General features: G+C 39.2%; 14 protein-coding genes. All 14 read right to left on the reverse strand.

Translation table 11 applies throughout. The features are described 5' to 3' along the window. Positions 1 to 54: 54 nt before the first annotated feature. The 14 genes from JS40_RS14420 to JS40_RS14485 all read right to left on the reverse strand — a co-directional run bounded on the left by JS40_RS14420 (position 55) and on the right by JS40_RS14485 (position 15,839). Positions 55 to 525, reverse strand: a complete 471-nt coding sequence (locus JS40_RS14420; RefSeq protein ID WP_233273969.1) for a cupin domain-containing protein — start codon at positions 523 to 525, stop codon at positions 55 to 57. Further along, the gene (locus JS40_RS14950) at positions 522 to 1,310 is read right to left on the reverse strand and encodes a DUF6090 family protein (RefSeq protein WP_152558198.1); all 789 of its coding nucleotides are present in this window, start codon (positions 1,308 to 1,310) and stop codon (positions 522 to 524) included. Before JS40_RS14950 ends, JS40_RS14420 begins: the two co-directional genes overlap by 4 nt. Before the next feature lie 65 nt (positions 1,311 to 1,375). Continuing rightward, a complete protein-coding gene (locus tag JS40_RS14955) occupies positions 1,376 to 2,185 on the reverse strand; it encodes a DUF6090 family protein (protein ID WP_051957637.1) in 810 nt (269 codons plus the stop codon). Further along, entirely contained in the window at positions 2,182 to 2,991 is an 810-nt protein-coding gene (locus tag JS40_RS14960; protein ID WP_051957639.1) for a DUF6090 family protein, read from the reverse strand. Before JS40_RS14960 ends, JS40_RS14955 begins: the two co-directional genes overlap by 4 nt. Then, positions 2,992 to 3,753, reverse strand: coding sequence for a DUF6090 family protein (locus tag JS40_RS14965; RefSeq protein WP_051957640.1), 762 nt, complete (start codon positions 3,751 to 3,753; stop codon positions 2,992 to 2,994). After that, positions 3,750 to 4,472 carry a DUF6090 family protein gene (locus JS40_RS14970; RefSeq protein WP_051957641.1) on the reverse strand — a complete coding sequence of 241 codons (723 nt, stop codon included), beginning with the start codon at positions 4,470 to 4,472 and terminating at the stop codon, positions 3,750 to 3,752. Before JS40_RS14970 ends, JS40_RS14965 begins: the two co-directional genes overlap by 4 nt. Before the next feature lie 12 nt (positions 4,473 to 4,484). After that, positions 4,485 to 5,063 (reverse strand): Pycsar system effector family protein, encoded by a 579-nt coding sequence (locus tag JS40_RS14450; protein ID WP_034261717.1) that lies wholly within the window; start codon positions 5,061 to 5,063, stop codon positions 4,485 to 4,487. A gap of 32 nt (positions 5,064 to 5,095) precedes the next feature. Next, positions 5,096 to 6,136 carry an adenylate/guanylate cyclase domain-containing response regulator gene (locus JS40_RS14455; protein WP_034261720.1) on the reverse strand — a complete coding sequence of 347 codons (1,041 nt, stop codon included), beginning with the start codon at positions 6,134 to 6,136 and terminating at the stop codon, positions 5,096 to 5,098. Between the two features lie 2 nt (positions 6,137 to 6,138). Further along, positions 6,139 to 6,510: a response regulator gene (locus JS40_RS14460; RefSeq protein WP_034261722.1), complete on the reverse strand. Its 372-nt coding sequence runs from the start codon at positions 6,508 to 6,510 to the stop codon at positions 6,139 to 6,141. 4 nt (positions 6,511 to 6,514) lie between these two features. Continuing rightward, entirely contained in the window at positions 6,515 to 11,287 is a 4,773-nt protein-coding gene (locus tag JS40_RS15315) for an ATP-binding protein (protein ID WP_084677519.1), read from the reverse strand. A gap of 2 nt (positions 11,288 to 11,289) precedes the next feature. After that, on the reverse strand, positions 11,290 to 12,330 hold the full coding sequence (locus tag JS40_RS14470) for a sensor histidine kinase (protein WP_034261725.1): 1,041 nt from the start codon (positions 12,328 to 12,330) through the stop codon (positions 11,290 to 11,292). Further along, positions 12,331 to 13,491 (reverse strand): FIST signal transduction protein, encoded by a 1,161-nt coding sequence (locus JS40_RS14475; protein ID WP_034261728.1) that lies wholly within the window; start codon positions 13,489 to 13,491, stop codon positions 12,331 to 12,333. 7 nt (positions 13,492 to 13,498) lie between these two features. Then, entirely contained in the window at positions 13,499 to 14,665 is a 1,167-nt protein-coding gene (locus JS40_RS14480; protein ID WP_034261731.1) for an FIST signal transduction protein, read from the reverse strand. 34 nt (positions 14,666 to 14,699) lie between these two features. Then, positions 14,700 to 15,839 (reverse strand): FIST signal transduction protein, encoded by a 1,140-nt coding sequence (locus tag JS40_RS14485; protein ID WP_034261732.1) that lies wholly within the window; start codon positions 15,837 to 15,839, stop codon positions 14,700 to 14,702. Between the last annotated feature and the right edge of the window lie 9 nt (positions 15,840 to 15,848).

Here is a 15,848-nt window from a genome sequence, read left to right on the forward strand (position 1 = left end):
GATTTGAATTTTTACAAATGCTATTATGATAGGTAAGGGATAATTGAAAATTACTTATTTCGATTCTATAATTAGAAAGACCGCCGTACTGTCTCCAATGTTCAAAACCTCATGCCACTCGATATATTCGTTGTCAAAATGATATCCGGTAGGAACGTCCACTTCTCTGCTTCCTGTTGTATCTGTTATCCTGAAGCGGCTTCCGGCTATTGTATAGCCTATGTGAGGGGCATGATAGTGTTTTTCGTGCCCCACACCTGGGGCAAAGGTACAGCGTAATACCCTTAGATGGTCGTTTTCCTGAAGCAATTCACATACAGCTTGGTCTTTCCATCCTGCAGCCAAAGGGTCGGGCAAACGGTTCTTTTTTGTACAGCCAATAGTAGTTAAAATCAAGAGCACAACAACCACAGAAATACGCTCATTGATGAAGTAGTGAATGGGCTTGTACATTAAGGTTGTAAACTGTTTCACGAAGTTTACGATATTTAGATTTTGGTGTGATTTTTCAAAGAATCTGATCATTCGGCTATTTCTGTTTCGATTAATCCAATGATTGTTTCGATAAAGACTATTAGATCTTTATGAATTCCAGCCAAGAAACTGTTGTTCATTAGAGCCAAGCGGAGCCCGTTTTTAAAGACCTCGTTATTGTGTTGCCACCGGGCATCTTCAATTAGTTTATCGTGCTGTGACCTTGGAATATCTTCTATCCTTAACCTAGCCGGAAATCCGTATGCAGGTTTTTTAAGATCAAAGAATCCAAGTGCAGCTATGTTTTCTACGTGTGTATCATACAAATACGCTTCAAATTCCCTTCGCATGTGTTCTTCTCCCGTAGCGATTTCTGCATATCGTTTGTCAAGTTCCAACAATGCATTTTTAATGGAATCGTTTGTAATCAAACTCATATTCCCGGAGCTTAACAACTCTTTGAACGTATTGTTATTTGGCTGGAAGGTATTCCATATAAAAACCTGCTCATAGCGGTTGGTATATTCCTCAACATCCTGTATGGAAGCAGGTGTAATCCCATTTAATAGAGTGGAGCACGCTTGCGCTTTGCTAAAGCGGTAGGAGGCAAAGGATTTGTTATTTTCAACCTCTTTGGTCAAATCTGCCCTTACGTTTTGGAGATAATTAATTTCTCTGTTTCTTTCTTTGCGTGCCTCATTCCAATTGTTGATCTGCAACGCGATTAGTATCCCGATAACAACAAGGATGATCTCACCAATGGCGTAGAGTAAGTATTTGCTGAATTTACTTTCAGAAATGAGGCGCTTTCTTATATGGCGGAAGAATTTAATCATAACATTTACGTTTCTCCTCTCGGGAGGGGAGATTTTCACAAATATGTCTAAAGAATTTTATCATTTTAGTTTCTTAAATCAATTTCATTTTTAACCATCTTTAAGATTTGTTCTGTTCTCACTCTTAAAGCTTCGTTTCCTGACTTTTGCAAACTAGATATCGTGTTCCTATACGAAACTTTGTTCATAATCTCTAGTTTGTTTTTGGGTTCGTTTATGATTTGAATTACTATCGCTTTAAGCTCATTATCGTTAACTATTTTATTTTTGAAAGGATAAAAATCATTAAATTTTTGAACTATTCTGGCAGAATTCCCATAAGAAGCAAACCCGCCAATTTCAACAAAAGTTCCAGTTGTTAAATTATCTACAAGGTTGGTGTTATTGATATTTGTGTTTTTGGCAAACAAGTCAATTTGTTGATTAAAAGCTATGAGCTCGTCTTTTAAACCTATATTTTGAATGATATTAATTTGATTAGAATTTAACATCTGTAAAAGCGTCGTATTTGCATTAGAAAAAGTCCAACGCGTTGTTAAATCATTCAATTTTGGGAAAATACTATCCATACTATCAAAACCTTCATTCAATTCGTAATGTTCTATAATATCATTTGAATGGTCGATTATGATATTTTCATAATCAATATAAACATCCAACATATTTATTTGAGTTTCTAAATCACCCTTTAAATTGTTTAGATATGTAATTTCTTGATCACGTAATTTTTGATTTTCTTTCCAATTATTAATCTGCAATGCAATGAGAATCCCAATGACTACAAGGATGATCTCACCAATGGCGTAAAGTAAGTATTTGCTGAAGCGATTTTCACCAATAAGACGTTTACGGATATGTCTAAAGAATTTAATCATTGGTTTTTAGCTGTTTCCGAATTAATTAAATCTATTATTTCTTGGGTTTTATTTCTAACCCCAATGGACTGTTCGTTAGTGTAGGGTGTCATTCCAAGTAAGCGAGTGATGTGATCTTCGAAGTTAGGGTGGTTTAAAAGATTTTCGAAATTAGCCTTTGGTACTAAATTTTTTAACTCTGAAAAATCACTAAGACTTTCACCTATCGTGAATCTAGACCTTAGTTCTTCATCAAATAAAAATTGAGTAGTAAAGCCACCTATTTGATATTGGTCAATTAAAAAAGCGTAAAATTCTTCTTCAGTAAACCTAAAAATGTTCAACTCTTCTTCATTGAGTTCTTTTAAAAAACTCGAATATGAAGATATTCTGTTTCGTAAAGTTGTGTTATCTATTAAATATAGTTTGCCGGCATTTATCAACTCATTACTTACACCTAACTGAGGATCAAAGGTAGGTCTCATAGTCGCACGAGAAAGATGATAATCTATACTATCTGTTGTGATATTTTGAGGACGTTTATGAATATAATTTAGAAGTGAAATACACGATTTAATAACATCATTTCTAAGGCTAATTTTACTTTCTATTTGCTGCAAATTACTTTCATATTCTGCCAATAACTGCGTTAGTATAAGTTGCTCTTGTTGATCATTTTTTTTATTCTCATTCCAATTATTAATCTGTAACGCGATCAAAATACCAATAACTACAAGGATGATCTCACCAATGGCGTAGAGCAAATATTTTTTGGTTCTGTTCTGGTTTATCAGGGATTGGCGAATATGGCGGAAGAATTTGATCATTTACTTACATAGTTTTTGAAGCTGTTTGTATACAGGTTGCATTTCGTTTAATATTTTCTGAAAATGTTGTTTTTCTCTATTACTCATCAGTACAAAAAAAACAAGGTCGTTCTGGAACTGCTTATAGACCTTCGAGTTTTCATCTAATTGCCAGTTATTTATAGGCAGGGTAGCCATCACTTCATTTCCTAAAGAGGCTTTGGCGTAATCTGCGTATTGAAATCCTACTTGATTATCATCTTCGTAATCAAACGCCCTTTCTATACTATGGTTTCTATTTAAATCCAGTTGGTAAACTAAGTTGTCCAATTCAGCATAATACCGAATAAGAATTTTTTTAATGGAGTCATTCTTTATAAGGTTAAGCTTGCCCGAAGAGGTAATATCTAAAATCGTTACTTTACTTGGCACAAAAGCATTGGTTCGCAACGCTTGAATATAATTGTCTATAAGATATTCTTTGGATTTTTCTTTTTTAGGTAAGTCTAAAAGTAGTGCTTTGCTCTTTTTGATTTTATAGTCTGATTCGTCAGATAGTCTCTTAATATTATTACGGTCAAGCTCAAAATCCTCGAGTAATCTGCAATAGTATTCGTTTTCTGTTTTAGTGTTTTTTCGGGCTTCATTCCAATTGTTAATCTGCAACGCGATTAAAATCCCGATAACCACGAGGATGATCTCACCAATGGCGTAAAGTAAGTATTTGCTGAAGCGATTTTCACCAATAAGACGTTGACGGATATGTCGGAAGAATTTAATCATTCAGGATTTTTTAAATTTTTAGGCATAAGGGATAACACCCGATCAATCGAGTCGATGGTATCTTCGAGATTGCCTATGGAAGCTCCAATGTTATCACGGTTTAACATCAGTAACCTCCACGCATCTGTTTCCGAAAAAAAGCGCTTCATATCCCCGACTTCAAGTATTTTCTTAAATTCAAAATTTGTGGCGTGAGCTTCCATAAGGGGTAGCCACTGGTTATTGAAAGCATACTCAATATCGCCCAACGCTTTATTTATGTGGTTTACTTTGTCATCGTAATAAACCCCTAAGTTTTTCCTTAATTCCTTGTCCTTTACAATTTGAAGACCAGCAGATTTCAATACTTCGTAGGAATTGGTAAGGGACTGAAACCTGCTGAAATGCACAACCTCTCCTAACCAATAAGGAAGGCTGTCCAAATTATTATTTCTAATACTATCATTTACAAGCTTTTCCGATGCGTCAAAAGCTCTTTGGTGCCATATTTTTATATCTAAAAGATTTTTGCGATCCTGTACGAGGTTTTCTTGAATTTGCGAAAGGACCTCCTTTTCAAATGTATTGTCTTTTCTTTCTTCATTCCAATTATTAATCTGAAGCGCAATGAGAATACCTATTACTACGAGGATTATTTCGCCAATGGCGTAGAGCAAATATTTACTGAAACGGTTTTCTCCAATAAGACGTTGGCGTATATGTCTAAAGAATTTTATCATAGATGAATCAATCTAGGTAAATATCAATACAGCATAATACACGGCTGTAACAAACAGGAGTGCGAGTCCGATGGCCAAAAACCTAATAGCTCGTTTTACATTTCGAAACTTCCACGCCGCAATTTTTGAAATGATAAAAATCTGTTCCCCTAATTGTTCGAATAACTGGACTTCATTACTACTTACCTTATAAAATGTTTTTGAAAACTCCTTGATGCCACCATATTTCGAAATAACATCTCCAAAAAAGAACATGTTTTTATCATAATTACCTTCAATTTTGGGTATAAAGCACCGTATACAGTAATAGACCGACGTTGCCGTACAAAAGACCCAGAGGCCCAACAAAACATAAAATATGGTATCATTGGACACATTTGCCAAAATGGTACCGGTGCCTTGATAAATAAAATTCAAAAGGATTCCATAAAATGAAAGAATAAGTCCGGCTTTCAATTCGGAGGCCTTAATAAGGCTCGTTACATAGTTGATGCTTCCCCAATAATGGTCTACAAGATCAGCAAGATGCTCATTCTTTACAGGGGCTTGAGAATTTTTATTAGGTGTTTTTGGTTTTTCGGGATCTTCCATAATTATTGGTTTTTATGTGGAGAATTAAGAATTTACTCAAGTACTTCGTAAACCATTAAGGGTTCGGCCTTGTTCTTCATGTTGATACTGCCAATTTTTTTGCACTTAAAGGCTTCTTTGACGGTATCATAGCAATTTTCGCTTATTACAATCTGGTTCTCCTTGGCAGCATCCTGAAGCCTGGCTGCTGTATTCACCGTGTCACCAATTACGGTATAGTCCAATCGCTTAAGGCTGGCAGAACCAATATTTCCTGAAATCATATCACCGCTTTTTATGCCAATGGAAACTTTGGGTTCAAAATTCTGCAGATCTTTAATTTTAGGTAGTTCCTTTATCTTGTTTCTTACTCCCAACGCCGCATCTATTGCTCTGTCCAAATGATAGTCACCCCTAAAGACAGCCATGATGGCATCGCCAATAAACTTATCTATAAAGCCCTTCTGTTCCATAATTTCCTTTACCATCACATCAAAGTAGGTATTGATCATATTGACCACGGTATCCGCAGGGGCGGTTTCGCTAATTTTGGTAAAACCACATAAATCGATGAACATCACTGTTGCTTCAATGGTTTCATTAGCCATTAATGTAGATTCGTATTCGCGGCTCCCCATAAAATTAAGTACGTTTTCATCTACATACATCTTAAGTATATTGTTCTCTTTTATGGCTTGGAGCGTTTCCTTGATGTGTTTTGTATGCTTTATTGTTTTTTCCATGGTAAGTGTCAAATCCTCAAAATTTATGGGTTTTGTAATAAAGTCAAAGGCCCCTCTGTTCATGGCTGTTCTAATGTTTTCCATATCGCCATAAGCCGAAACAATAACCGATTTAAGTAGTGGCCTTAGTTCTGTAAGTTTGCTCAAGAGGGTAAGTCCGTCCATTTCCGGCATATTTATGTCGCTCAAGACAATATCCACATCGGGTTCACCGTCAATTTTTTCTAAAGCATCCACGCCATTTATGGCGAATAAAAATTCGTATTCCTTTTCGCGAATTTGTTTTCTGAACTTCTGTTTAATGAGCGTTTCCAGATCTGCTTCATCGTCTACTACTAATATTTTTGCCATAACTAACTGTTTAGTAATTTATCCTTTAATAATTTAAAGTCCACGGGTTTGGTGAGGAAATCGTCCGCCCCCAATCTTTTGGCCGTGTTGTAATTTTCCTCATCCCCATAAGCAGTTATCATCATTACTACAGGAGGTGGTTTTAGGTAATCTTTTTTGATTTTTTCAAGCAATTCCAATCCGCTCATCCCGGGCATATTGATATCGCTTAAAATCAATACGGCCTCTTGCTGTATATTGTCTAAAGTTTGCAAGGCTTCTTCCCCTGAAAATGCAAACATAAACTCTACTTCCCCTTTGCGTATTTCCTTACGAAATCTTTGTAAAAAAAGGTCCTTAACATCCTTTTCGTCGTCTACTACCAATATTTTCATAAGTTCAATTTTTAGTGATCGGTATTATTATTTTAAATTCTGTTCCCTTGTTTTCTTTAGTTTTCACTTTCAACTCTCCACTATGGCCCTTTGTGACTATATCGTAACTCATACTTAAGCCCAGTCCCGTTCCTTCTCCGGTGGGTTTGGTGGTAAAAAAAGGCTGAAATATTTTGTCCAACACAGGGGTTGGGACGCCGTTGCCGTTGTCTTGTACAGATATTATAACTTTATCTTTTTCTTTTTTGGTAGAAACTGAAACCGTTGGTTCAAAATGATTTTCTTCCGAAGCCTTTTTTCTTTCACTTACGGCATAAAAGGCATTAGTAATAAGATTAAGGATGACCCGGCCCATATCTTGCGGAATTACAGGGACCATTCCTATGCTTTCGTCAAAATCTGTTACCAAGGTTGCATTGAACGATTTATCTTTTGCTCTAAGTCCATGATACGCCAATCGTAAATACTCGTCTGCCAGTTTGTTAATATTTGTGGGTTCTTTTTCGGCAGAACTTTTTCTACTGTGCTGCAGCATTCCTTTTACAATACCATCGGCACGCTTGCCGTGATGATTTATTTTTTCAAGGTTCTGGATCACATCGTTCAAAATTTCTTTTACTTCGTCCATATTTCCGTTTTCCAGTTCCTCTTTGAGTTCATCGATAAGCTCTTGACTCACTTCAGAAAAATTGTTTACAAAATTGAGCGGATTCTGGATTTCATGGGCGATCCCGGCCGTAAGTTCTCCCAGTGATGCCATTTTTTCACTTTGGATGAGTTGTTTTTGGGTAAGTTGCAATTCAGAAAGGGCATCCTCGGCTTTTTTCTTTTCGTCTTTTAGTTTTAGTAAGTCAACACGTGCCTGAGTTAAATCCTTGAAACGGGAATAGGCCAAAGAGAAAACCCCAGCTACTCTTTTTAAAAGTTCCCAGTTTTCTTCAGAAATATCACCCGGAGTCGCCACACCAATAGCCCCATCAGAAAATTTGAAAAGATGGTACGTTCTGTCCGGTATTATCTTGCCATAGTGGCCACGGAAGGGAGCTGAGTGTTCCTCGCAATACCTAATCCATTCCACCCTGTTTTTACCGGTCATCACGATGCTTGTGTCTTCGTTTTTGGAATCGTAAAACTGAAGCATTTGTTTTCCCACCCAAGTATCATTTAAATTGAGTTTAAAATGATCGGTCACCAACTTTTTCTTTTTAGAACGCAGATCCTTTATGGCATACCAGCATTCGGTCTTATTGGTTTCCTTGTCATTGATATAAATACTGGATGTTTCGAGTTCTTCGATGCCCAGCAAGCCCATTTCGGCACGTAAAACCTGGGCTACCTCTTTCAGTTCTTCTGGTTGCTGCATAGCCAATGCCCTTGCCCTTACCCGTTCCAAAGCCACTTCTATCTTGGATTTCTTGGTGAGTTCCTCTGCTTTTTGTAAGTCCAGAAACCGGATGTAGGCCTGTTCAAAGACTTTGGAAAAACGTTTTAAGATATCGGCTTCACTTTCAGACGGCCTATCCCCTGAAAAAGACGGGATAATGATGGCCGAATTTTTTTGCCAAGCTGCAGTGAGTGTATGCTTGACGGCCTGAAGCGCATGTTGTTTAAATTCATCTGGGAAGTGTCTATAATCACTGTGTTCAAAGGCATATTTAAAAAAAGCATTTTTATCTTCTACCGAAAATTCCTTTGAAAAATAAGCATCACCTCGGAGCTTGGATTCCCACGCATCATCAAAAATTGGATTTTTAAAATAGGGTACAAGATAATTGCCTGAATAAGTAAAGTCTGGAGCGGCAATCCAATGCATTACATCTTTATTGTCTGGGAAGTAAGTACAAAGGATCACACCGCCGGCATCATATATCACCCCTAATTCTTTCAATTTTTCGGCTACAACAGATACCACTTCCTGTAACTCATCTGGTTTGGTCATTGCCAGGGAACGGGAACGTATTTTTTCCAAAGCAGCTTCAATTTGGGCTTCCCTTGCCTGTGCCTCGGCTTTTTGAAGGTCTAGGAAACGGGTGTAGGTGCGTTCAAATTCGATGCTGAACCGTTGTAGTATTTGCTTTTCTTCGTTAGTGATAGGGCGTTTTATGTTTATGCCAAAACAACCGTATTTCATGAAGGCCTCGGCATAATAGAGTCCGTTAAGGAAATATTCTGGGCTTAAATTTTTAGCATCTTTTAGCAGTTCTTCCCAAGCAGTAAAAAAAGTTTTTACTTCTTTAGGCTCAATGTGATGTATGTACACAGAAGCGCCACTCTCCCAATCTTCAAAACAAGCAGCCGTATATGGCTCAGTTTTATCTAGCGGATAGACAATTGCCTTGCTTTGGATTAATGAGCTTTCTTTTTTTTCTGAATTCCAGGCGACCCAAAATTGATGTTCATTTTTAGCCTCGTCCGGCAGCCACACATAAGAAAATTCTGTATCTATGCCCAGCAATTGCAATTGCTCGTGAAATACTTTTGAGGTAGCATCCAGTTGGTCTGAATGTTGCATGAGCATACTTTGAGTACGTGTTCGTTCCAGCGCAGCTTCAATTTGAGCTTCGCGAGCTTGTTTTTCAGCTTTTTGAAGGTCGAGGAAACGGGTGTAGGTTTGCTCAAAAACTTTGGTAAAGCGCTTAAAAATGTCAATAGCTTCCGGTTTGTGCTCAAGGGTAATGAACATTAGATGCCCATGGGAGAAAAAACCGCAATGGGTAACCTGAAATTCAGGTAAGTCAAATCCGGCTTTGACGATGCCACGCATCACTTCGCCCACGATAGGTAGCGTATCCATATAACGATAGGTTTCTTCTAGCGATTTACCCGCGGATTCAAACACCAGAAAATCCTCACCACGTCTTTTTGCATCACGGATCGTAGTAAAGAATATATCTTCTGTAAGGGGGATGGGCATAGGTGCCCCTATTTTTCCGTCTGGCCCCGGGTTGTAACCCATAAAATAGCTGTCGTCATCATACCAGAGGCTAACTCCGCAGGACCAGGTATCGATCCCTAAGTATTTGACTTGTTCGAAAAGCAGTTCTGCAACCTCCCAAAGATCCTCACTTTTCTGCATTCCCATGCTTTTGGCACGAACCCTTTCCAAAGCAGTCTCTATTTGGGCTTCCCTTGCTTGTGCCTCCGCTTGTTTAAGGTCCAAAAATCTGCGGTGGGCCAAATCGAAAGCTCCAGCGAAACGTTGTAAAATTTCCAAATCTTCTTCGGGCGGATTTTTAACCACTCCCGGCAAACTGTACCCAATTTCCCCGTGGGTGGTGCGGGCCATAATAAAGGTCAACCCACCAATATGCTTAATATCATCATGGGTTGGGGCCCGTGGGTCTATATTTTGAAAATCGCTCCAACCAATCATTTTATCCACATAGTCTATGGCGGCATCCACATCCATGGTGTAAATGGCAATAGGGTCTTTACTTTTTTCCCATTTGGCAATAAGGGGAATCTCTGCGTGTATCTTTCTGGGCAGTTCCATTACAAACCCAATACGGGTCCCGTCGCCGGAGGTCATGGCTTTTTCATATTTGTTCGGGAGCCACATCATGTGCCAGAAATAATGTGCTTCGTGTCCTAATTTTATAAATTCGGTACGGAGTGTGACCACAATATCCAAAAGGTCCGAGGACTCCTTCATCGCCAAAGCATTGGATCTAATGCGCTCCAAGGCTGCTTCAATGTTTGCTTCCCGTGCCTGTATTTCGGCTTTTTGAAGGTCGAGGAAACGTTGGTAGGTCATTTCAAAGACCTTGGCGAAACGGGTGACCATTTCCTGTTGTTCGGAAGTGAGCAATGTGTCCCCTACAATCAACAAATACCCTTGTTTAAAATTGAAGGCATGAATCTTTAACTCTTTTGGGGAAATGGCCAGTAATTGTTTGGCGGAAAGCGGAAAATTTGTACTATGTTCGGCTATATAGGTTTGGTGCTTAATAGTTTCCTCCTCATTCAATTCCATTACGAAAAGGGGTTCCTGTTTTTTCCAGCTTTTTGCAATGGCCTTCATGATCTTGGTCTCGTTATGGGGCATGCCCACAGCTTGATGCCTTATGGTGCCATCGGCTGGGTTCACGCCATAGCTGTACCCAGTTTTTACTTTATCGTCAAACAGCGTATAGCCTGTGGTGAGATTCTTCACACCAAGCTGGTTGAGTTCTTTGTAGAGCAATGCGCCAGCTTCCAGAAGTTCATCGCTTTTGTGCATGGCCATGGCCCGACTTCGAACACGTTCCAGAGCAGCTTCAATTTCAAGTTCACGGTTTTTTTCTTCCAGTTCTACTGTGCGTCTTTGAATGGCCTCACGCAACTCCTGGTTTTCTGCATTTACTTTATCGAACCCAATGGTTTCCCCTTCATCGGTTTTTGAATCGGTTGTTGAGAAATGTTGATAGATAAAACGCCAGCCTTCATTGTTCTCTTTTAGAGCGTTTGTACAACGGAATCGTCCGTAATACGCCCAATCGTTTCCATTCTTGAACCAGGCATCGAACAGATGTGTTATAAAAACAAGGCCTTCGCACTGTTCCATGATCTTGGTTTCGTTTCTTAAATCGCATTTTCCTGCTAATTGGTCTGCTGTATCGGCAAAGAACTGTGTGGTGTCTTTTCGGTTTAAAAATTCTTCATTGTTGGTAGAGCCAATAAAATGAAAGTCATCTTCAAAATAAGAGTCATAGGTAGCAACATCTCCATTGAGATAGGCGTGCAACCAAGTGTCATAGACTTTAAATACTTCCGTTCGTGTCTTTTTATCGACTTTCATAATCAATTGGTTAGTGGTAATAAAATAATAAATTCAGTGCCTTTTCCTTCTTCGGTTTCCACTTTTAGCTCACCGCCATGTGCTTTGACAATGTCATAACTTAAACTAAGTCCGAGTCCGGTACCTTGACCAGTAGGTTTGGTAGTAAAAAAGGGCTGGAATATTTTTTCAACCACATGTTTCGGCATTCCGTTGCCATTGTCTCTCACCGAAATTTCCACTGCTTTTTCTTTGTTTTTTGTCTCTATCCAAACTGTTGGTTGAAATTTATCTGTTTCGGTCTTTTTCTTTTCTGAAACCGCATAAAATGCATTCGTGATTAGATTTAAAATAACCCTTCCAATATCTTGTGGCACAATGTTTACTTTATCCACCGATGTGTCAAAATGTGTCTCCATGGAGGCATTAAAGGCCTTGTCCTTTGCCCGAAGCCCGTGATATGCCAGACGCAAATATTCATCAACCAGAACATTGATTTCTGAGGCTTCTTTTACACCACTGCTGCTTCGGCTGTGTAGTAACATTCCTTTTACGATGCCATCGGCACGTTTTCCATGATGGTTGATTTTTTCGAGATTTTGAATAACATCATTGGCGATGGCGTGTACCTCTTCGGAATCACCGTTATTTAATTCTTCCATCATCTCTTCCAATAATTCTATACTGATCTCAGAAAAATTATTGACAAAATTCAAGGGATTCTGAATTTCATGCGCAATACCGGCAGTGAGCTCTCCCAGTGAAGCCATCTTTTCAGATTGAATAAGCTGCGCTTGTGTGGCTTTTAACTCCTTCAGGGATTTGCTTAAGGCTTCGTTGGCTACTTCGATCGTTTTTCTTTTTTGTTCCAACTCATCAATCGTCTCCTCTAATAAGATCGCAGTAGTACGTTTGACCTTTTCGGTACGTTCCAGTTTAAATTCTGAGATCATCAGATCGTTTTCTGCGTTCTTTACAGCCTTCAGAAGTAATACTTTTTCCTCTTCGGAAAAGGCATTTGATTGCTGGATCAAATCTTTTAATGTTTGAAGGTGTTGGTTCATCTAAATCCTTTCTTTTATAGCGACCCAACAGCAAGCTCCCGAATGAAAGTTTTGTTTGCCGTTATAGGATCGTCCAATTTCACCATACGTAAAAAAACCCGCCATGGGTGTTTTCCAAACTTTTGCGAGTCCATCATTTTCTTCATTCACCAAAGGCCCCAATACCGGTTGCCTGCCTGCGCATGAAAAAACCAGCAATGCATCGGCTTGCTCGTCCGGATTGCCCTTTAGGAGGTTGACCTTATCCAAAACTTCTTCCACAATATCCAATTCAGGCGGCTTTGTAAACCAGAATTTGGTTCCAACAGGCATTTCAATATCCATAAATAAAGCATTTTCGTCTTGATTGATTTTCATTGGGCTCTTTAGTATGGTCTCATTGTTTTCCCTTTCCACAATAAAAGGATATTCAAACGACAATTCCTTTAACACATCATATCCTATTTTGTCTTCGAGGTCTGTCCGTCCCAAATACTTTAAGTACATTTCGACAGCGGGAATGCCGTCAATCTCATGTAACAAGTTTCCTTTGCTCTTGGTAACAGTTCTTGAGATGCCCATGGGCTTCCAGCCAGTTATTGCCATGCCTTTTATCTCAATGGCATCTCCATTAAGGACTAAAGCGACGATTCCACGGTCGGTCTCTTCTTTCTCGGTAAACACATACGTACCATTTAATTTCCAATCGTCCCCGGCCATTCCTCCAAAAAATAATTTATCCGGGCCAAGTTTTTTTTCTAAATGGGTCACTAATTCATCTCCGTTAAAAAATGCACCATTTTTGTCTATTCCGGTAGGGCAAAGGATGATGGAGGGGTTGCTGAATTCTTTTTTTACTCTATTTGCCAAACGGGAAGCGCCTTGCTCTAATGTTCCTTCACCCAGTGCTTCAAGCAAGATGCTGAAATGCTTCTGGCGCAACTCCAAAAGCAAAATAGCCGTCTCTCCTTTGGTTTGTTTGCCGTCTATAAATTCACCGCATGAGGTAGCACCAAAAACACTAATATTTCGATCTTTCAAAAGGTTGCAAACGGCCTTCCTATCTTGTTCGATGGATATAAAAACGATGGCTGCGGTGGGTTCAAAACCATCTGCCGTTGAATTTTCCAAATTGGCTTTTATTTCCGAAACTGATGCTCCGTGTATCGATTTAGATCTCATGACTCGATTATTTTTCTGTTAAAGACACCACACAACAGGCATTGTTATGAAATTCATTAATGCCTATTTTTGATTTTCCGTATTCACCATAGGTAAAGAAGCCAACCATAGGTGCATCCCAAACTTTTTGCACAAGTTCTATCTCTTCTTTCATTAAAGCTCCAAAAGATAAATGCCGGCTTACACAAGAAAACATGATCAAGGCATCAGCCTGCTGTTGGGGATTGTCTTTAATGCTGGCACATTCCGAAACCACTGTTTCGATGGAATCAAAATCCGGGGGTAGCGAAAATTTTATCTTAGACCCTTGCGGCACACCTCCGGTACATATAAGGGAGCGGTCTTTTCGGTTGGCAAATCTTGTTGCCCGTATTACAGTATCTCCATTGTCCCTTTCCAATTGCAACGGATAATACCACGAATTTAGAAATGGCACGATATCCGTATTATCATCCAGCTTTACGTCCACGCCAAGATATTTCATTAACATGTCCAGTGCTGGTTTATCGTCTATGGTATACACAATATTACCCTCGCTCTTGGTTACCGTTTTTGTCGTGCCAATCGCCTTCCAGCCACAGGTAGCAATACCTCGCACATCTATTTTATCTTGATCAATGATAAGGGCGATCAAGGCATTGTCTTCACTTTTTCCGTTGGTAAAGACAAGTGGCTTTTCGGCTAATAAATCATCTCCGGCCATCCCTCCAAATACGGTTAACTCGCTCTCAGGAGTCAATGCACTCCGTTTTCCGAATCCCTCCATGATACCTACAATAATTTTTTCGCCATCAATAAATACACCGCCGGTTGCGATTATGAACGCCGGATTCGAATATGTTTGTTTACCAATAGAACCGAGCTTCTTGGCAGTATCGAAAGCGGTTTCAGCGCTTGTCTCAAGAAATTCTACGTTAAAATATCCACTATTCATATCCAGTAACATCATGGTAATGCTACCTTGCTCAACTTCTCCGTCAATAAATTCACCTGCAGTAGTGGCACCGAAAACAGCAATATCGCGCTTGTCTAAGACGTCGCTCACAGCGTTCCAATCTTGTTCAATGGATAAGAAGACTATAGCCAGAGTTGGTTTGAAACCATCGGAGGTGGCCTGATCGATTTCTTTGATAATGGCAGCTGTTGAGTTTGCTTTTATAGTTTTTGAAATCATTTATTAACTTATTTTAAGAAGTAAGCTTGCTTTTTTATTTTTCTTTTAATGCCACCAGGCAGCATGTATTGTTATGAAACTCATGCTTGCCTGTTTTCGATTTACCAAATTCTCCATAGGTGAAAAAACCTATCATGGGTGATTCCCACACTTGCTGCACTTGCTCTATTTCTTCTTTCATTAAAATCCCAAAAGCAAGGTGTCTGCTTACGCAGGAGAACATGATCAACGCATCGGCCTCCTCCTGACTTTCCTCTTTTAATTCCCTACATTCTCCTACCACTATTTCAATTGCATCAAAGTCCGGGGGAAGCGAAAACTTTACTTTGGAACCCTGTGGAACATTGCCGGCACAAATAAGGGACCTATCCTCCCTATTGGCCAACATAGCCGTTCGCATTACGGGTGCCACATTTTCCCGTTCCATTTGCAAGGGGTAGTATGCTCCCAATTGGGTTACTATTTCGTTGCCAGAATCGAAATCGTATTCTACACCCAGATATTTCATGATCATATCCAGGGCAGGCTTATCGTCTATGGTATAAACAACATTTCCTTCACTTTTTGTAATGGTTTTTGTTGTACCTATAGGTTGCCAACCGCAAGAGGCAATGCCATTTATTTCAATTTTGTCTTCATCTATAATAAGTGCCAAGAGGCCTTGCGGACTACTTTTACCTTTTGTAAAAACAATTGGACCTGTCAAACTTAGGTCGTCGCCAGCCATCCCCCCATAAATGGTAACGTCGCCTCCATATCCTTTACTAATTCCTTCCACAATATTTTCGCCATCATTGCTCAACCATCCGGATACAATAATAAATCCAGGCTTTGAAAATGTTTTCTTCCCTTGCATGCCAATTTTTTGTGCATTCTCTAAGGTTGTTTGTTCGCCGGTTTCAAGAAATTCCAGTTTGAAATATGCAGTGTTAATATCGAGCAACATAACAGCGATACTCCCTTCTTCAATCTCACCATTGATAAACTCACCCGCAGTAGTAGCCCCAAAAACAGCAATACCCAGTTTGTCCAACGTATGGGTTACTGTCTTCCAATCTTGTTTCATGGAAAGGAAGACAATGGCCAAGGTGGGTTTAAAGCCGTCAGCAATTGTGGTATCAATTTCTTTAATAATGGCTTCAGTTGAATGGGCCTTTATTGTTTTTGCAATCATTTTTTTAAT

This window comes from Altibacter lentus (assembly GCF_000746845.1).
GTDB lineage: Bacteria > Bacteroidota > Bacteroidia > Flavobacteriales > Flavobacteriaceae > Altibacter > Altibacter lentus.